Genomic DNA, 17,611 nt, shown 5'->3' on the forward strand with positions numbered 1-17,611 from the left:
GGCCCGGAACCGGGTCCGCCCCTCGCGCCGTTCTACCGGGCCCGGACCGTCCGCTCCGGCGTGTTCCACCCGGAGACCCGGACCGCGGGCCCGGCGCCGTGCAGATCAGCCGTCCGGCAGGTCGCCGTCAGCGTCACCGACTCGCCCGGCCACAGGCTCACCTGGTTGTCGGACCACCGCACCGGCAGCACCGGCCTGCCCTTGGTGTCCACGAGATGCGCGTCGGTGAGGAGCGAGGGCGTCTTCCCGCTCCCTTCGTTGCGCAGGACGACCTTCGTCGTGGAGGTCCCGCCGGGCCCCGACGAGGTCGACACGGAGGCCGAAACCGGCACCCGCGCCATGGAGTTGAGCCCCTTGAGGTCCGCGTAGCCCGTCGTCGGCGTGTAGTACCAGTCGGTGTTCGCCCAGTCGATGGTGTCCGGCCGGGTCGACAGCCAGTACACGTTGCGGCTGACCTCCCTGCCCCCGGCGTCGCGCAGGACCAGCCGCGCGAGATACGTCGTCGAGAGACCGCTCACCGAGGACGGCACCGTGAGCGCGGTGCCGCGCGCCCCGTCGCCGCGCACGGTGAGTCCGGCCGCCGTCCTGTCGTACCTCTGTGTGCCGTCGGTGTCGAAGAGCGTGACGCGTGCAGTGAGTCCGGACGCGGACGCGTGCCGGTTGTTCACGACGACGACGGACCGGTTGTCGTACGAGTACTGGATGTGCAACGGCTCGTTGGCCTTCTTCGCTCCGAAGTAGGCCCCGCCCTGGTCGAGATAACGGTCCATCAACTGCCAGTGCAGCGAGGTCCATCCGCTGTCGAGCATCCAGTGGACGACCCCCGTCGAGGGCTTCGAGGAGTCGGTGGCGTTGCGTCCGTACGCCTCGAACTGCGCCCTCACGTTCTCGTACTGGGCGAGCTGCGCCTTGCGTACGTAGTCGGTGAGACCGGTCGGCGCGCCGTATCGGCCGGCCAGGGCGGCGTCGTAGATCTTGAGGGTGCCGAAGACCGGGGAGGGAGAGCGGTGGTACTGCCTGACGTCCGGGTTCTTCCAGAGGGTGTCCAGTTCGGTGGGCGACATCATGCGGCGCAGGGTGTCGAGGGTGGGGATGTCGGGGCCCGCGCCGGTCTCGGAGTTGAAGCCGGTGGCTCCGCCCTCACGCTTGGCGTACCAGTAGCCCGGCGGGATCCAGTCGTAGGGCCCGGTCATCTTCATGCCCGAACTGCCCGACACGGGGGAGGACTTGTCGGATGCCGCGGCGACCACCGGGGTCGGCCAGTCGGCCGCCTTCAGCGCGTCGAGATAGGTCTTCTCGATCCTGGCATCCGGTGCGAAGTCACTGCCGATGAGGAAGGAGATGACACTCGGGTGGTCGCGCAGCCGGGCGGCCTCGGCGGCCATCGACGCCGCGGCGACCGGGTAGTCGGCGGCGGTCCATTTGTCGCCGGTCTCCGTGCCGTTGACCTGCCCCTCCCACTTGTCGCAGCACTCCCAGCCGGGCAGGGTGAGAATGCCGTAGCGGTCGGCGAGGTCGAAGAACTCGTCCGGCTCGATGTGGCCTTCGAGGCGGATGGTGTTGAGGCCCAGATCGAGCACGTACTTGAGCCGGTCCTCGACGTACCCGCGGTCCCAGCGCAGGAACTCGTCGGGGGACCAGCCGCCGCCCTTGATGAGCAGCCTGCGGCCGTTGACGCTGTACTGCCGGGCGCCGTCGGAGTTCAGGGGCGCCTTCACCTCGCGGACGCCGAAGTCCTCGTGCGCGGTGTCGGAGGCGGCACCGGCGACGGAGACGGTCAGATCGAGGCCGTACAGCGGCTGCCCGCCCATGCCCGCGGGCCACCACACCTTCGGTGACGTCAGGTGCAGACCCGGGACGTCGGACGGGGAGAAGGTGACCGCCTTCGTCTGGTGGGCCGCGAGCGGGACGCTCTTCGAGAAGGACACCGGGCCGATGCGGCCGGACACCGTGGCGGTGACGGCCGAGCCGGTCTCGTTGCGCGCCCGCGCCTTGACCGTGAGGTCCGCGGACCGAAGCGAGGGGACGTCGAGGCGGGTCAGCACATGCGTGTCGCGCAGCGCGACCGGGCCGCCGCGGCGGACGAGGACGTCCCGGACGATGCCCATGTTCTGGTCGGGCGGCGGCTGGAGCCAGTCGATCCAGCCCATGGTCAGGTTCTTGTTCGGGTCGTTGGGCCGGATACGGAAGGCGACCGTGTTGGTGCCCGCGCGCACCAGGGGGGTGATGTCCAGCTCGTGGTGCGTGTAGGCGCCGGCCACCTCGGCGGCGTCGGCGACCCGACGGCCGTTGACGTAGACGTCCGCCGCCGAGATCACCCCGCTGAAGTCGAGGTAACTGCGCTCGGAGGCGTCGGCGACCGTGAAGTCCGAGCGGTACCACCAGGGCACGGTGAAGTCGGCCTTCGGGATCTTCTGCTGGTTCGTCGAGTAGAACGGATCCGCGTACGTCCCGTGCGCGAGCAGCGCCGCGAGGACCGTGGAGCGGGGGCCGGCCGGGTACCAGCCGCTCACCCGATAGCCGGGGCTGGAGACGGCGGACGCCGGGTCGAGGACCTTGGCGCCGGACTGGATCGCGTACCCCGACAACGCCGTGGCGCTGCCCGGCGCGGAGGCCACCGGTGTGACGCGGACGTGTGGTGTGGCGGCCGTTCGGGGGTCGGGCCCGTCTGCCCACGCGCTCGCGGAGAGGGTGCACAGGAGGCCCAGGGCGACGGCGGCCGTGGCGAGGCGCCGCCGGGAGGCAGGGCGGTGGAACACGGTGATCTCCTTGGGGGTGGGGGGAGCATCCGCGCTTCGACACTGCAAGTTAGGAAACTTTACTAATCGGGACCACAAGCTAGGCCGGTGAGTAAGCCATGTCAATCACCGGCCACGTCCATCACCGGCGGGGCCTGCTCGGCCCCGGCAAGCCGCGCTCGGCCCCGCAACTCGCCGCACGCCGGCCGGGCCGACCGGGCCGACCGGGCCGGTCGTGCCAGCCGTGCCGGTCGTGCCAGCGGCGTCGGCCGTGCCGGCCGGGTCGGCCGTGCCGGTCGTGGCAGGCACCGTCACCCGTTCAAGAAGCCGACCTGCGCTCGAACACCACATCGCGTGCCGTCCCCAGAGCCGTGGCCACCGCGCCGAGCAGCACCGCGTCCTCGCCCAGACGGCCGGGTGCGATCCGCGGGCGCAGAGGTGTGAGGGCGCGCAGGGTCTCGCGGACGGGCCGCAGCAGCAGATCGACGCTGTGGCCGACCCCGCCGCCCAGAACGACCAGATCGGGATCGAGTACCGCCGTCGCGACCGCCACCGTGTGCGCGATCCGCTCACCTTCCAGCCGGACCGCCTCGACCGCGGGCCCGTGGCCCTCCCGCGCCGCGTCGAAGACGGCCTTCGCGGTCAGCTGCCCGGTCATCCCGAAGTGCCGGGCGGCTTCGACGACCGCCTCGCCGGACACCGCGTCCTCCAGGGTCCCGGGCTTGTGCCGGCCCGGCCACGGCAGGAAGCCGATCTCGCCGGCCCCGCCGTGCGCCCCCGTGAACAGCCGTCCCTCGCTGACGACACCCATGCCGAGGCCGGTGCCGATCATGATGTACGCGAACAGCCGGCTGCCGGCGCCCACCCCGTACGTGTACTCGCCGAGCGCCGCGAGGTTCGCGTCGTTGTGCACCTCCAGCGGGATGCCCAGTTCCTCCCGCATCCGGTCGAACAGCCCCGCCCGCCCCCACCCGGGCAGATGCATCGCGTACCGCACCCGGCGCTGCTTCTCGTCGTACACGCCCGGCGTGCCCACCACGGCGTGGGCCACCTCGTGCGCGCCGACACCGGAGTTGGCGACGACCTGCCGGGCGGTGGAGACCACGAGGTCGGCCATGGCGCCTGAGGTACGGGCGCGGTTGCGCACATCGGCGCGCGCGACCACCGCGCCGTCGAGATCGGCGACCGCAACGCGCAGCCAGCTGCGGCCGATGTCTATCCCCAGCGCGTACCCGGCCGCGGGGTCGGGGGCGTACAGGACGGCGACCCGGCCGCGCTCGGGAGCCTGCGTTCCGACCTCGTGGACGAGTCCCGCCTCCTCCAGCGCGGCGAGCGCGCTGGAGACCGTCGGCTTGGACAGCCCCGTCTCGCGGGCGAGTTGCGCGCGCGAGGCGGCACCGCCGGTGCGCAGCCGGTCGAGGAGCAGCCGCTCGTTGGTGCTGCGCAGCCGCCGGCGGTTCCAGGGCTGTTCGGGCTGCTCTGCGGCGTCGCTGGCGGGCATCGCACCATTCTCACTCATTCATGACGCCCCCTTGACGTGCTTAGTAAGGCTCCTTAACTTTATCGCCCAGTCAGCCTCGCCGGGCGAGCCGAGGGGAGCCCGGCGCCGGCCGGTCACCCGCCGCCCTTGATCCGTCGGCCGCCATCGAGGCCGGCCGTCACCTCGTACCTCTCCCCGCGTCCTGTCCTGAGGAGGACCCGTGTCCGGTACCCCGCCACCCACCGGCGGTTTCGTCCGTCGTGTCGGCCTGTTCCAGGCCACCGCCATCAACATGAGCCAGATGTGCGGCATCGGGCCGTTCGTGACGATCCCGCTGATGGTCGCCGCGTTCGGCGGCCCACAAGCCGTCATCGGCTTCGTCGCGGGCGCCCTGCTGGCACTTGCCGACGGACTCATCTGGGCCGAACTCGGCGCCGCCATGCCCGGTTCCGGCGGCAGTTACGTCTATCTGCGCCAGGCCTTCCAGTACCGCACCGGACGTCTGATGCCGTTCCTGTTCGTGTGGACGGCGATGCTCTTCATCCCGCTGATCATGTCCACCGGGGTGGTCGGCTTCGTCCAGTACCTGGGCTATCTGGCCCCTGACATGGGCAAGACCACCGGCGACCTCGTCGGGCTCGGCATGGTCGCCCTCGTCGTCCTCCTGCTGTGGCGGGGGATCGAGCACATCGCGCGGATCACCGCCGTCATGTGGGCCGTGATGATCACCTCGGTCCTCCTCGTGATCGTCGCCGCGGCCACCGACTTCAGCGCCGACCTCGCCTTCACCTACCCGGCACACGCCTTCGAGCTGTCCAGCGGTACCTTCTGGGTCGGCTTCGCCGCGGGCCTGACCATCGGCATCTACGACTACCTCGGCTACAACACCACCGCGTACATGGGTGCCGAGATCAAGGACCCCGGCCGCGTCCTGCCCCGCTCCATCATCTACTCGATCCTCGGCATCATGGCGATCTACCTGCTGCTCCAGATCGGCACCCTCGGTGTCATCGACTGGCACCGGATGAAGGACCCCGGCGACATCGCCTCCACGTCGGTGGCCTCGGCGGTCATGGAGGAGACCTGGGGCAAGGGGGCCGCCGACACCGTCACCGTCCTCATCCTGATCACCGCGTTCGCCTCGGTCTTCACCGGGCTGCTCGGCGGCTCGCGGGTGCCCTACGACGCCGCCCGCGAGCGCGTCTTCTTCCGCCCGTACGCCAAGCTGCACCCCAAGCACCGCTTCCCGATGCTGGGTCTGGCCACCATGGGCGTCATCTCGGCGATCGGGTTCCTGATCGGCCGCCACACCGACTTCGCCACCCTCATCCAGCTGCTGACCACGGTCATGGTCATCGTCCAGGCGCTGGCCCAGGTCGTTGCCCTGTCCGTGCTGCGCAGGCGGCAGCCGGGCCTGCGCCGCCCGTACCGGATGTGGCTCTACCCGGTGCCGAGCTTCCTGGCCCTCGCCGGCTGGCTCACCATCTATGGCTACGCGGACAAGAACTCCCCGGGCCGCCACCCCATCGAGTGGTCGCTGGCCTGGCTCGCCCTCGGCCTCGTCGCCTTCGCCATCTGGGCGCGCCTGGAGAAGGTGTGGCCGTTCGGCCCGAAGGAGATCACCGAGGAGTACCTGACGGCACCGGCCCCGGAGACGGAGCCCGCCGGGGCATGACAGGTACGTGCGCCCCCGGGCAGGTGACGCCGGGGGGCGCGCCGGGATCCCGGGATCCCGGGCCTCCGGGCCTCCGGGCTTTGGGACCTCCGGGTCTCTGGTCCTTCGGGTCTCTGGGTCTCCGGGCCTCGGGGCTTTCGGACCTCCGGATCTCCGGGCCTTCGGGCCTTCGGACTTCCGGGCCGGGCCTTCGGACCACCGGCCCTCCGGCCGGCGGCGGCCACGGTGGACGGTCATGGCCGTCGTCGGCCGGCAGGCGGCCCCGTGACGGCTGTTCGCCCGGCTTCAGCGCCCGTCCGGGGCCGATGGCTCGCGGGGTCCTCTCCCCTGGAGGGCCCCGCACCGGAGGGGAGTGGAGTCCCCTCGTCGGAGGCGGTTCCCCCTCAAGAGGGGCCCTCATCCGAGGTGGTCCCCTCACCCGGGGCAGGGGCAGTCGCCTTCCCGATGGCTCCAGGTCCGAAGGACGACGTCCCGGCCCTTCGCCATACGGAGGACGGGCTCGTCACCGGCGAGAACGAAACCCGCCGACTTGGCGACCCCCTCGCTCGCGGCGTTCCCGTCCTCGATGCACAGCACGATGCGCCGCCCGCCGACATGACGGTGGGCGAAGTCCACGACGAGCCGGACCGCGCGGGTCGCGAGCCCCCGGCCCCGGTACGCGGCCCCCACGCCGTAGGCCAGCTCGACGTCCCGCTCGTCGGTCGTGCCGGGGAACAGCAGGACCTCGCCCCGGGGCCGTTCACCGTCCGTGGTGATGGCCAGTTGTACGCCCCGCCGCTCGGCGCTCTTCTGCTCCGCCGCCGCGAGGTAGGCGAGCGCCGCCTGGCTGTCGAAGGGTGAGGCGACCGGCGTCCACCGGTCGATCTCGGGATCGTCGTAGAGCGCGACGAGATCCGCGACATCGTCGTCGGACCACTCGCGCAGATGCAGCCCCAGCCCGTCGATACGCAGCGGCCCGGGGAAGTCGAAGGTCGGTCGGCTGTCCATCGGACGATCCTGACGCGTCGAACGGGTGACGGCCAAGGACGCAGGGACACGCACATGGATACGGACACGCACATGGACACGGACACGGCGGTCGACGCCACTTGGGGGTTGTCCGGGTGCGCGGGCGCGTGGCCGGGATAGAACTGGGACATCGTCCGATCGTCGGGAGGCCGTGATGCTCGTCCCCTTCGGGGCCCGTGATTTCCTGGACCGCGCCGTCACCGTGTACGGAGACCGCGTCGGTGTAGTCGACGAACCGGATCAGCCGGCCGAGCCCTGGGAGGGGCTGACCTACCGGCGCGTCGGGGAGCTGGCCAGAGCCCAGGCCGCCGGGCTCGACGCGCTGGGCGTCCCGCACGGCGCGCGCGTGGCCGTCGTCTCGCCCAACAGTGCCAGGCTGCTGACGTCGTTCTTCGGCGTCAGCGGGCACGGCCGCGTCCTCGTGCCGGTCAACTTCCGTCTGACGGCCGACGAGGTCAGTTACATCGTCGAGCACTCGGGCGCGAGCGTCCTGCTCGTCGACCCCGAGCTGACTGACCGCTTCGCCGGGGTCAGCTGCAAGCACCGCTTCACGCTCGGCGCCGCGGCGGACGCCGAGCTGTACCGCTTCGACACCGAACCCCGCCTGTGGGAGGCGGACGAGAACGCCACCGCGACGATCAACTACACCAGTGGAACGACGGCCCGGCCCAAGGGAGTACAGATCACCCACCGCAACATCTGGGTCAACGCCACGACCTTCGCCCTGCACGCGGGTGTCACCGACCGCGACGTGTATCTGCATACTTTGCCCATGTTTCATGCGAACGGGTGGGGTATGCCCTTCGCGATGGCGGGCCTCGGCGTCCGGCAGATCGCCCTGCGCAAGGTCGACGGGGCGGAGATCCTGCGCCGGGTGGCCGAGCACGGCGTGACGGTGATGTGCGCGGCCCCGGCCGTCGTCAACGCGGTGCTGGCCGCCGCCGAGTCCTGGGAGGGCGAGATCCCCGGCCGCGACCGGGTGCGCATCATCGTCGCCGGAGCGCCGCCGCCCACCAGGACCGTCGCACGCGTCGAGTCCCTGCTGGGCTGGGAGTTCATCCAGATCTACGGCCTCACGGAGACCTCACCCCTGCTCACCGTCAACCGCACCCGCTCCGAATGGGACGGCCTCGACCCGCAGGCCCGCGCCGAGAAGCTGGTGCGCGCAGGCGCCCCCGCGCTGGGCGTCACCCTGCGCACAGCCGCCGACGGCGAGATCCTCGCGCGCTCCAACGTCATCCTGGAGGGGTACTGGGAACAGCCCGCGGAGACCGAACGGGCGCTGGCCGACGGCTGGTTCCACACCGGCGACGGCGGATCGATCGGCGAGGACGGCTATCTGACGATCAGCGACCGCAAGAAGGACGTGATCATCACGGGCGGTGAGAACGTGTCCTCGATCGAGGTGGAGGACGCGCTCTTCAGTCATCCCGCGATCGCCGAGGTCGCGGTGATCGGCGTGCCGCACGAGAAGTGGGGCGAGACCGTCAAGGCCCTGGTCGTCCTCGCGCCGGGCGCGGAGGCGACGGAGAGTGAGCTGATCCAGTACTGCAAGGAGCGCCTGGCCGGGTACAAGGCGCCGACCTCGGTCGAGTTCCGGAGCGGGCTCGCCCGGACGGCGACCGGAAAGCTCCAGAAGTACAAGCTGCGGGAGCCGTACTGGGAAGGACACGACCGGGACGTCAACTGACCGTTTCACCCGGTCACCCCTGATAGGTCACCCGGCACCGGCCCTCCGGCGGCGGGCTCATCGCCGTACCGCCGAAGAGCCGGCCGACAGGCGTACCGCCGAACCCGAGGCTGTCGGCGACGGCCGGCCCTCGGGTCTCTCGGGGTTTGACATGCAAGTGGTTGCCTGCATAACGTTGGGTGTGCGATCAGAGAGCGACTCCGGAATGGACCAGGTCTTCAAGGCGCTCGCCGACGGGACCCGGCGGCGACTCCTCGACCGGCTCCACGGGCACAGCGGCCAGACGCTCGGCGAGCTGTGCGAACACATCGACATGACACGCCAGTCGGTGACGCAGCACCTGGCCGTCCTGGAGGCCGCCAACCTCGTCAGCACGGTGCGGCGGGGGCGGGAAAAGCTGCACTACCTGAATCCGGTGCCGCTCCACGAGATCCAGGAGCGGTGGATCGACAAGTTCGAGCGCCCGCGGCTGCGCGCGCTCGGCGCCGTCAAGGAACGAGCCGAGGAAGCTATGACCGAGAAGCCGAACTTCGTCTACGTCACCTACATCCGGAGCACCCCCGAGAAGGTCTGGGACGCGCTCACCGACGCCGATCTCACCGCCGCCTACTGGGGTCACGGCAATGTCTCGGACTGGCGGACCGGGTCCCGCTGGGAGCACCGGCGCACGGACGGCTCCGGTGTCGCCGACGTGGTCGGGACCGTCGTGGAGAGCGAGTGCCCGACCCGCCTCGTGACCACCTGGGCCGCTCCCGAGGACGAGGGCGACCCGGACAAATACTCCCGCGTCACCTTCGACATCCGGCCGCACGCCGACATCGTCCGGCTGACGGTGACGCACGAGGACCTGCCCGGCGAGGACGCGCTGCGCGACGCCGCTTCCGGCTGGGCCGCGGTGCTGTCCAACCTGAAGTCCCTGCTGGAGACCGGCAGTCCGCTGCCCCAGGAACCGTGGCTCATGCCGAGCCGCTGAGACCGGGCGCGTGCGCGTGGACCGGCCCGCACTCCGCGGACCGGCCCGCGTCCTTCCTTCCGTGCGTCCGGCGGCATGCGGGTCGGCACGTCGTCCGGCCCGGGCTACATCCGGCCGCCGCCGCTTCTGTTCGCCGTGAGCGCGCACACCGCGCCGAGCGTCACGGCCAGGGCGCCGATGATGATGCTGTTCAGCGCGACTCCGGTGTCCGGGCTGCTGCCGACGATCCATGGCGAGATGATCATCCAGGTGCCCATCGCGCAGATCGCCCAGCTGAGGCCGTACATCCTTCCCGGCGTGGCGGTGAATCCAAGAGCCAGCACACCGATCGCGATCCCCATGATCAGGTTGTGCGTCGCCAGGTCGGGCTGGCTCGTCGTGTAGTGCAATATCCACGGGGACGCGGCGCAGTACAGGCCCAGCAGGAACACCGGCCCGTCCACGAGCGGCACGTCGCGACCACCGATCACGCGCTCGTACCGGGCGCGCATTTCGGATGCATCCGGGTGGCTGGTGATGTCGCCACGGGGATGCGAGACGTCGGCCATGACTCGTCTCCTTCGATCTGTTCCGATCCCACGGCCGGACCGCACCCGAAGCGGTGTGCGGTCGAGGCCGCGTAGCATCATTCTGCGCTTATTTCATCCTTATGTGTAGAGAAGTCGCATAAGTGATGTCATGGCCGATCGGCTCGGCGAACCCGTCGTTCCGCGGGTTCCGCCGGTCCCGTGAGGTCGTGTCAGGGGGCGATGAGCAGGCGGGCGATGGCGCGGCGCGCCCGGGTCGGGGCCTGCGGGTCGCGGTGCAGCTTGATCGACTGGCCGGCCGCGAGGATCACGCCGCCCAGTTCGAAGGCGAGCTGGTCCACATCGGTGCGTTCGGGGAGCTGGCGGGTCTCGACCGCCGTGTTCAGTTCCGCCAGGACGTACGCCGTCCACGCGCCCAGCGCGGCCAGGACCGCGTCGCGGACCGGGCCGGGGCGGCCGTCGAACTCGCTCGCCACCGAGGTGAGGAGGCAGCCCCCGTGCCCCTCGCCCTCGGCCATGTAGGCGATCCATTCGTCGTACGTGCGTGTCAGCCGCTCCGTGCCGGGCCTGGCCCCGACGGCCCGTGCGGGCACGCGCCGGGTGAACCGCTCGACCGCCGCTTCCAGGACGGCGAGCTGGAGCGCTTCCTTGCTGCCGAAGTGGCCGATCACGCCGGCCTTGCTCATCGCCAGGTCGGTGGCGAGACGCCCGATGGTGAGGCCTTCGAGGCCCTCGGTGGAGGCCAGTGCGAGAGAGCTGTCGATGATCCGGTCGCGGGTGGCGGCGGTTTCGGCGACGGACTTGCGCGGGCTCATGCGGCCAGCTTAACCTAACGATCGTTCGCTATTAGCTTACGAACGTTCGTTATCTATGTTCGACGCGGCTCCGTGCCGCCGCCCGGAGGCATCCGAGGGCGGCGCCTGAAGGGACTCATCGTGAAGATCCACCACCTGAACTGCGGCTCCCTGCGGACGATCGACAGCGAGGAGGGAAGCCTGCCCGCTGTGTGCCACTGCCTGCTCGTCGAAACCGACCGCGACGGCCTCGTCCTGGTCGAGAGCGGCATCGGTACGACCGATGTGGCGCGCCCCGAGGAGAGCCTCGGCGCGGACTTCCTCGGCCGCGCCCAGCCGGTCCTGGACCTCGCCGAGACCGCGCTGCACCAGGTCACCGCGCTCGGCTTCGGGCCCGAGGACGTACGGCACATCGTGCTCAGCCATCTCGACCTCGACCACGCCGGTGGCCTTCCCGACTTCCCCTGGGCCAAGGTCCATCTGAGCGAGGCCGAGCATCGCGCGGCCATGGCGGCACCCGGCGCCCACCCCGAGGACCGCGTCCGCTACCGCCCGGCCCAGTGGGCGCACCGCCCGCACTGGGTCACCTACGCGGAGCCCGCGGGGGACCCCTGGTTCGGCTTCGACGCGGTCCGCCCGCTGGAGGGCCTGGACGCGGAGATCCTGCTCGTCCGCTCGGCGGGCACACCAGGGGCCACAGCGCGATAGCCGTCGAAGACTCCGGACGATGGCTCCTGCACTGCGGAGACGCCTACTACTTCCACCACGAGATCGACCCCGACCGCCCCACCGGCCACCCCGGCATGGATCTCCTCCAGCAGATCACCGAGGTGGACCGGCCCCTGCGGCTCGGCAACCACGCCCGGCTGCGGGAACTCGTCCGCCTGCACGGCGACGAGGTCGACGTCTTCAGCGCCCACGACCCCTGGGAACTGGCCCGGTACACGGGCGGAGCCGGGGACGAGGGCGTTCGGTAGCCACTGGTCCGGCAGGACGGCCCGGCGCCTTCGGCGTTCGCCCGCGGTGCTGTCCGACCGCCTCCCCGTCCGATCGGAGAAGATCGCGCCCCGGCCAATCCGAACGGACCTCTGCTTCGGAATACCTCCGAGAGCTCCGATCAGGAGCCGGGTCGGGAGGAAACCGATGAGGCACAGGTCCGCAGACGCTCCGGACGGCGGCGCGAGGCGCACCGAAAGGGAGAAGCAGGAGGCGCGCCGACGTACGGCCGTGATCGGCGGGGGAGTGGCCGGGCTCACCGCCGCGTACGTGCTGAGCCGTGAGCGGCCCGTGGCCCTCTACGAGGCGGACGACCGGCTCGGCGGACACGCGCACACCCACGACCTGACCTCGTCCGACGGACGCCTGCACCGCGTCGACTCGGGCTTCATCGTGCACAACCACCGCACCTACCCGAACCTGTTGCGGCTGTTCGCCGAACTCGGCGTCGCCACCCAGGAGTCCGAGATGAGCATGTCGGTGCGGTGCGAGGGGTGCGGACTGGAGTACGCGGGCGCGCGGGGCCCCGCCGGCCTGTTCGCCCGGCCGCGCAGCGCGCTGCGCGGCCCCTATCTGCGGATGCTCACCGAAGTGCCGGCCTTCCACCGCGCCGCCCGCCGGCTGCTGGCCGAGGGCGGCGAAGACACCCTCACCCTGGGCGAGTTCCTCGCCCGGCAACGCTTCTCTCCCTATTTCACCCGGCACTTCATGACCCCGCTCGTCTCCGCGGTCTGGTCCTGCGACACGGCCACCGCCCGCCGTTACCCGGCCGCCTATCTGTTCCGCTTCATGGACCACCACGGCATGCTGTCGGTCGGCGACTCGCCCGTCTGGCGGACGGTGACCGGCGGCTCCCGCTCCTACGTCGACCTGCTGGCCAAAGAGCTCGACGCGGTGCACACCTCCACCCCGGTCCGGGCCGTGCACCGCCATGCCGACGGCGTGGACATCACCACCGAGGACGGCACCACCGCCTCGTACGGCTCCGTGGTCATCGCGGTCCATCCCGACCAGGCGCTGCGACTGCTCGCGGACCCCACCCGTCTGGAGCGCGAGGTGCTCGGCGCGTTCCGCTACTCGCGCAACAGCACCCTGCTGCACACCGACACCGCGCTGCTGCCGCACGCCCGCGGGGCACGGGCCTCCTGGAACTACCTGATGCCCGACTGCGAGTCCGACGCGGACCGGGTCCGGGTGAGCTACGACATGAACCGCCTCCAGCGACTGGACGCGCCCGAGACCTATGTCGTCACCCTCGGCGGGGAGGACCGCGTCGACCCCGCCCGGGTGCTGGCCCGCATGGAGTACGAACACCCTGCCTACACGCCCGAGTCCGTCGCCGCCCAACTCCGACTCCCCGCCCTGAACGGCCCGGTGACCGCGTACGCCGGCGCCTACCACGGCTGGGGCTTCCACGAGGACGGCTGCCGGTCCGGCGTCGAGGCGGCCGAGGCGCTGGGGGTGACCTGGTGACCGACACCCCCGCCCTCTATCCCTGCACGGTCGCGCACATACGGACGGCGCCCACCCGGTACGCACTCCGCCACCGGACGTACATGTGGCTGACCGACCCCGACCACCCACCCGAACTGCCCTACCTGCTCCGCCCGTTGGCCCGCTTCGATCCCCGCGACCACTTCGACGGCGACCAGCCGAGCATCCGGGCGGGCCTGGACCGCTTCCTCGCCTCGCACGGCGTCGACCTGCACGGCGGACCGGTGCTGATGCTCGCCCACGCCAGGGTCCTCGGCCATGTCTTCAACCCGCTGACCCTGTACTGGTGTCACGACCTCGACGGCACCGCGCGCTGCGTCGTCGCCGAGGTGCACAACACCTACGGCGAACGGCACTCCTATCTGCTGCACCCCGACGACAGCGGGACAGCCCGGACCCGCAAGGAGTTCTACGTCTCGCCGTTCTTCCCCGTCGACGGCGCCTACCGTATGCGGCTGCCCGTGCCCGGCAGCCGCCTCGACCTGACGGTGCATCTGGAGCGCGAGGGCGCCCGGCCCTTCACCGCCACCGTACGCGGAACACGCCGGGCGGCGACCGTCGGCGCGCTGCTGCGCCAGGCGCTGCGCCACCCGTGGTCCACCGCCGCCGTGTCCGCCGCCATCCGGCTGCACGGCATCCGCCTGTACCTGCGCGGACTGCCCGTCCAGCCCCGCACCCCGCAACGAGCCCAGGAGAACGCGAAATGAGGACAGCCGAGTCCTGCCCCGTCGAGGCACCCCGACAGGACATCGACCCGCTCCGCTGGCCGGACGTGGTGACCCGGCCGGAATCCTCGCGAGCCCGCACCGCCGTCACCCGAACGCTTCTGCGCCGCGCCCTCGAACGACTGCCCCTGCAGGCGCGGTTCGCCGACGGAACCCGCCTCGGCCTCGGCGGCCCGGTCATCGAGATCCACGACCCGTCCGCCTTCCACCGCCGCATCGGCGCCCAGGGCCTTGTCGGCTTCGGTGAGTCCTACATGGCGGGGGAGTGGGACGCGCCGGACCTGGTCGCCGCGCTCACCGTGCTCGCCGGCAACGCAGCCGAGCTGATCCCGGCCCCGCTCCAGAAGCTGCGGGGACTCTGGGCGACGCGCCGGCCGGACGTCCAGCGCAACACCCCCACCGGCGCCCGCGACAACATCAGCCGCCACTACGACCTGTCCAACGACCTGTTCGCGCTCTTCCTCGACGAAACCCTCAGCTATTCGGCGGCGCTCTTCCGGGGCTTCCCCGCCTCCTGGCCGCTGCTGGCCACCGCCCAACACCGCAAGATCGACCGGCTGCTGGACCTCGCCGAGGTCGGACCCGGCACCCGGCTGCTCGAAATAGGCACCGGCTGGGGCGAGTTGGCGATCAGAGCCGCCGCGCGCGGTGCCCACGTCACCTCGCTGACCCTCTCCCGGGAACAACAGGCTCTGGCCCGTGGGCGGGTGCGCGAGGCAGGACTCGACGACCGGGTGAGCATCGAGCTGTGCGACTACCGTGAGGCCGCCGGGACGTACGACGCCGTCGTCAGCGTCGAGATGATCGAAGCCGTGGGCGAGGAGTTCTGGCCCGTGTACTTCGCCACCCTCGACGCACGGCTCGCCCCCGGCGGCCGCATCGCGCTCCAGGCGATCACCATGCCGCACGACCGCCTGCTCGCCTCCCGCGACACCTTCACCTGGATCCAGAAGTACGTCTTTCCCGGCGGACTGCTGCCCTCCGTGGAGGCGGTGGAAGAGGTGGCCGGCACACACACGTCCCTGCGCACCACCCGCAGGGACGCCTTCGGGGCGCACTACGCGGAGACCCTGCGGCTGTGGCGCGAACGGTTCACCGAGCGGGCCGACGAGGTCGCGGCGCTCGGCTTCGACGAGACCTTCCGCCGGATGTGGACCTTCTATCTCGCGTACTCCGAAGCCGGATTCCGCTCCGGCTATCTGGACGTCCAGCAGTACCTGTTCACGAAGGAGGACCCCGTCGGATGAGCGGTTTCCCCTGGGGAGCGTTCGCCCAGAACCTCGCGCTCGCGGCCGTCGCGGCGTTCGCCGTCATGCTAGTCACGTTCGCTGTCGCCGTGCGCAAGGGCCTGCACCGGATCGTCGACGTCGCCTGGGGGATCGGCTTCACCGCGGTGGCCCTCGTCAGCTTCCTGGCGTCCGCCGGTGAGGGCGACGAGGCCCGGCGCGTGCTCGTCACCGTCCTCACCGCGGTGTGGGGACTGCGGCTGGCCGCGCACATCGCTCGGCGCGGCCGGGGGCACGGAGAGGACCCGCGCTACGACGCCCTGCTGGCCAAGGCCCCCGGCAGCCGTGACCTCTACGCCCTGCGGATGGTGTACCTCCTGCAAGGGGCGCTGGTGTGGCTGGTGTCGCTGCCCGTCCAGGCCGCGCAGTACATTCCGGGGCCCCTGACCGGCTTCGCGTGGGCGGGCACCGCGCTGTGGGCGTGCGGCCTGTTCTTCGAGGCGGTGGGCGATGCCCAACTGGCCCGCTTCAAGGCCGATCCGGCCCACCGCGGCCGCATCATGGACCGCGGCCTGTGGAGCTGGACCCGCCACCCCAACTACTTCGGCGACTTCTGCGTGTGGTGGGGCCTGTTCCTGCTCGCCTACGACAGTCCTCAGTCGGTGGCGGTGGCGGTGGTGTCACCGCTGGTGATGAGCTACCTCCTGATCAACGGCAGCGGAAAGCCCATGCTGGAGCGCCACATGGCACAGCGCCCGGGTTTCACCGAGTACGCGACGCGCACCAGCGGCTTCTTTCCACGGCCACCGAAGCGTCGCGGCTGACCGGTCCGGAGTTCCCACTTCGGCACCGCGGCGTCGCCTGTGGGTCCCCTCCCGCCGGAGGGGACCCACAGGCGGTACGGCGAGCACCTCGTGCCCTCACCGGTGCAGTGGGTGAGGGCACGAACGCTCAGGCGGGGAAACTCAGCAGAGCCAGCGGATCGGAGGTGGGTTCGGCCGAACCGCCGGCCGGTTCCACCGTGATCCCCATGCCGGACGCGCCGTCGACGGAACCCTCCATCAGCACCGCCTCGGTGGTGCGGCCAGGGTCCATCAGCCCGGCGGACCGCATGGTGCCCGCGTCGTCGAACCACAGCTGGTAGACCTTGCCGCTCGGCGGCTTCGCCATCCGTGCGGCGATGAAGACCGCCTGGTCCCGGCTCTTGGACACGATGACCGTGCCGCTCGCCCCGCCCGCCAGCGTCGCCGTGCGCGACTTGGCGTCGGGGGCGGCGAGCACCGCGGCCACCTGGTCCGCGCGCCGTTCGGCCTGCCGGGCCTGCTCCTGGGCGTCCTGGGCGCGCTCGTGCTGCCACACCGCCGTACCGCCCAACGAAGCCGCGGCGGCCAGAGCGGCGGCGAGCACCCACCGCGCGGGCCGGCGTCGGCGGATGCCGATGGCCCGCGGCGCTGTGAGCGGGACCGTGCGCGGCGACTCCTGCCGGACCGTGGCGATCCGCCGCATCACCTGGTCCTTGAGTGCCGGGCCGGGCGAGGCGGTGACGGCCAGGCCCAGCCGCGCGGCCGCAGCGGTCAGCTCGCGGACCTCCTGGGCGCAGTCCGCGCAGTCCGCGGCGTGCCGCTCGAAGCGCTCGCGTTCGTCGTCCGCCAGTGCGTGCAGCGCGTACGCGCCGGTCAGCGTATGCAGGTCCACCGTGGTCACGCCGTCACCCCCAGGCAGTCGCGAAGCCGGATCAGGCCGTCACGCAGGCGGGTCTTGACCGTGCCGAGGGGAAGCGCCAGCAATTCCGCCACCTCCCGATAGGTCAGCCCGCGGTAGTAGGCCAGCGTCACCGACTGACGCTGCAGCTCCGTCAGCGTGCGCAGACAGCGCCGCACCTGCTCACGTTCCAGGCGCGCCTCGACCTGTTCGGTCACCTCGTCGAACTCGGGCGTGCGGTCCAGGAGAGCGGCCTTGTGCTCGCGCGCCGCCGAGGCCTCGACCGAGCGCACCCGGTCCACGGCCCGCTGATGGGCGAGGGTGAGGACCCAGTTCATCACCGACCCGCGCTCGGGCCGGTAGCGGGCGGCGGTCCGCCACGCCTCGACCAGCACCTCCTGGGCGACCTCCTCGGACTGCGCCCGGTCGCGCAGCACCCTGCGCACGATGCCGAGTACGGGGCCGGCCACGACGTCGTAGAGCGAGGCGAACGCCTCCTGGTCGCCGCGGGCGACCCGGGCCATGAGATCCGGCAGGTCCGGCTCCGCAGACGGGTTTCTCCCGATCTCCACGGCTTCCTTCAC

General features: G+C 71.3%; 16 protein-coding genes. 9 read left to right on the plus strand and 7 right to left on the minus strand.

Going from position 1 to position 17,611, the window contains the following annotated elements; all coding sequences use genetic code 11:
* Positions 1–32 precede the first annotated feature (32 nt).
* A complete protein-coding gene (locus N4G66_RS28095; RefSeq protein ID WP_261707023.1) occupies positions 33–2,759 on the minus strand; it encodes a glycoside hydrolase family 2 protein in 2,727 nt (908 codons plus the stop codon).
* 298 nt (positions 2,760–3,057) lie between these two features.
* The gene (locus N4G66_RS28100; RefSeq protein WP_261707024.1) at positions 3,058–4,239 is read right to left on the minus strand and encodes an ROK family transcriptional regulator; all 1,182 of its coding nucleotides are present in this window, start codon (positions 4,237–4,239) and stop codon (positions 3,058–3,060) included.
* Positions 4,240–4,438: 199 nt separating this feature from the next.
* On the opposite strand from N4G66_RS28100, the gene N4G66_RS28105 reads away from it, so the two are divergent.
* The gene (locus N4G66_RS28105) at positions 4,439–5,893 is read left to right on the plus strand and encodes an APC family permease (RefSeq protein ID WP_261707025.1); all 1,455 of its coding nucleotides are present in this window, start codon (positions 4,439–4,441) and stop codon (positions 5,891–5,893) included.
* 414 nt (positions 5,894–6,307) lie between these two features.
* On the opposite strand, the gene N4G66_RS28110 is transcribed toward N4G66_RS28105, so the two are convergent.
* Positions 6,308–6,880: a GNAT family N-acetyltransferase gene (locus N4G66_RS28110; RefSeq protein ID WP_261707026.1), complete on the minus strand. Its 573-nt coding sequence runs from the start codon at positions 6,878–6,880 to the stop codon at positions 6,308–6,310.
* A gap of 175 nt (positions 6,881–7,055) precedes the next feature.
* On the opposite strand from N4G66_RS28110, the gene N4G66_RS28115 reads away from it, so the two are divergent.
* Positions 7,056–8,591: an AMP-binding protein gene (locus N4G66_RS28115; RefSeq protein ID WP_261707027.1), complete on the plus strand. Its 1,536-nt coding sequence runs from the start codon at positions 7,056–7,058 to the stop codon at positions 8,589–8,591.
* Between the two features lie 205 nt (positions 8,592–8,796).
* Positions 8,797–9,564 carry an ArsR/SmtB family transcription factor gene (locus N4G66_RS28120; RefSeq protein WP_261707068.1) on the plus strand — a complete coding sequence of 256 codons (768 nt, stop codon included), beginning with the start codon at positions 8,797–8,799 and terminating at the stop codon, positions 9,562–9,564.
* A 104-nt stretch (positions 9,565–9,668) separates the two neighbouring features.
* On the opposite strand, the gene N4G66_RS28125 is transcribed toward N4G66_RS28120, so the two are convergent.
* Together N4G66_RS28125 and N4G66_RS28130 are read right to left on the minus strand one after the other, a co-directional pair.
* Positions 9,669–10,112 (minus strand): SPW repeat protein, encoded by a 444-nt coding sequence (locus N4G66_RS28125; RefSeq protein ID WP_261707028.1) that lies wholly within the window; start codon positions 10,110–10,112, stop codon positions 9,669–9,671.
* 191 nt (positions 10,113–10,303) lie between these two features.
* The gene (locus N4G66_RS28130) at positions 10,304–10,906 is read right to left on the minus strand and encodes a TetR/AcrR family transcriptional regulator (RefSeq protein WP_261707029.1); all 603 of its coding nucleotides are present in this window, start codon (positions 10,904–10,906) and stop codon (positions 10,304–10,306) included.
* A gap of 120 nt (positions 10,907–11,026) precedes the next feature.
* Here N4G66_RS28130 and N4G66_RS28135 point away from each other — a divergent pair, with 120 nt between their 5' ends.
* The 6 genes from N4G66_RS28135 (at position 11,027) to N4G66_RS28160 (ending at position 16,150) form a co-directional block, all read left to right on the plus strand.
* Positions 11,027–11,593: an MBL fold metallo-hydrolase gene (locus tag N4G66_RS28135; protein ID WP_261707030.1), complete on the plus strand. Its 567-nt coding sequence runs from the start codon at positions 11,027–11,029 to the stop codon at positions 11,591–11,593.
* Between the two features lie 95 nt (positions 11,594–11,688).
* The gene (locus N4G66_RS28140; protein WP_261707031.1) at positions 11,689–11,862 is read left to right on the plus strand and encodes a hypothetical protein; all 174 of its coding nucleotides are present in this window, start codon (positions 11,689–11,691) and stop codon (positions 11,860–11,862) included.
* Positions 11,863–12,028: 166 nt separating this feature from the next.
* Complete coding sequence (locus N4G66_RS28145) at positions 12,029–13,354, plus strand: NAD(P)/FAD-dependent oxidoreductase (protein ID WP_261707032.1); 1,326 nt, start codon at positions 12,029–12,031, stop codon at positions 13,352–13,354.
* Complete coding sequence (locus tag N4G66_RS28150) at positions 13,351–14,082, plus strand: DUF1365 domain-containing protein (RefSeq protein WP_261707033.1); 732 nt, start codon at positions 13,351–13,353, stop codon at positions 14,080–14,082. Before N4G66_RS28145 ends, N4G66_RS28150 begins: the two co-directional genes overlap by 4 nt.
* Positions 14,079–15,347, plus strand: a complete 1,269-nt coding sequence (locus N4G66_RS28155) for a cyclopropane-fatty-acyl-phospholipid synthase family protein (RefSeq protein ID WP_261707034.1) — start codon at positions 14,079–14,081, stop codon at positions 15,345–15,347. Before N4G66_RS28150 ends, N4G66_RS28155 begins: the two co-directional genes overlap by 4 nt.
* The gene (locus N4G66_RS28160) at positions 15,344–16,150 is read left to right on the plus strand and encodes a DUF1295 domain-containing protein (protein WP_261707035.1); all 807 of its coding nucleotides are present in this window, start codon (positions 15,344–15,346) and stop codon (positions 16,148–16,150) included. The genes N4G66_RS28155 and N4G66_RS28160 overlap by 4 nt, the downstream gene beginning before the upstream one ends.
* A gap of 127 nt (positions 16,151–16,277) precedes the next feature.
* Here N4G66_RS28160 and N4G66_RS28165 read toward each other — a convergent pair whose 3' ends face one another.
* Positions 16,278–17,030 (minus strand): anti-sigma factor, encoded by a 753-nt coding sequence (locus tag N4G66_RS28165; protein WP_261707036.1) that lies wholly within the window; start codon positions 17,028–17,030, stop codon positions 16,278–16,280.
* Positions 17,027–17,611 carry a sigma-70 family RNA polymerase sigma factor gene (locus N4G66_RS28170; RefSeq protein ID WP_261707037.1) on the minus strand — a complete coding sequence of 195 codons (585 nt, stop codon included), beginning with the start codon at positions 17,609–17,611 and terminating at the stop codon, positions 17,027–17,029. Before N4G66_RS28170 ends, N4G66_RS28165 begins: the two co-directional genes overlap by 4 nt.

The organism is Streptomyces rhizosphaerihabitans (genome assembly GCF_025399795.1).
Taxonomy (GTDB): Bacteria; Actinomycetota; Actinomycetes; order Streptomycetales; family Streptomycetaceae; genus Streptomyces; species Streptomyces rhizosphaerihabitans.

What these genes read in the sequence shown, in the direction of transcription:
- N4G66_RS28100 (WP_261707024.1), bottom strand. Translation starts at nt 4,239, where the DNA reads ATGCCCGCCAGCGACGCCGCAGAGCAGCCCGAACAGCCCTGGAACCGC.
- N4G66_RS28110 (WP_261707026.1), bottom strand. Translation starts at nt 6,880, where the DNA reads ATGGACAGCCGACCGACCTTCGACTTCCCCGGGCCGCTGCGTATCGAC.
- N4G66_RS28115 (WP_261707027.1), top strand. Translation starts at nt 7,056, where the DNA reads ATGCTCGTCCCCTTCGGGGCCCGTGATTTCCTGGACCGCGCCGTCACC.
- N4G66_RS28120 (WP_261707068.1), top strand. Translation starts at nt 8,797, where the DNA reads ATGGACCAGGTCTTCAAGGCGCTCGCCGACGGGACCCGGCGGCGACTC.
- N4G66_RS28125 (WP_261707028.1), bottom strand. Translation starts at nt 10,112, where the DNA reads ATGGCCGACGTCTCGCATCCCCGTGGCGACATCACCAGCCACCCGGAT.
- N4G66_RS28130 (WP_261707029.1), bottom strand. Translation starts at nt 10,906, where the DNA reads ATGAGCCCGCGCAAGTCCGTCGCCGAAACCGCCGCCACCCGCGACCGG.
- N4G66_RS28140 (WP_261707031.1), top strand. Translation starts at nt 11,689, where the DNA reads ATGGATCTCCTCCAGCAGATCACCGAGGTGGACCGGCCCCTGCGGCTC.
- N4G66_RS28145 (WP_261707032.1), top strand. Translation starts at nt 12,029, where the DNA reads ATGAGGCACAGGTCCGCAGACGCTCCGGACGGCGGCGCGAGGCGCACC.
- N4G66_RS28155 (WP_261707034.1), top strand. Translation starts at nt 14,079, where the DNA reads ATGAGGACAGCCGAGTCCTGCCCCGTCGAGGCACCCCGACAGGACATC.
- N4G66_RS28160 (WP_261707035.1), top strand. Translation starts at nt 15,344, where the DNA reads ATGAGCGGTTTCCCCTGGGGAGCGTTCGCCCAGAACCTCGCGCTCGCG.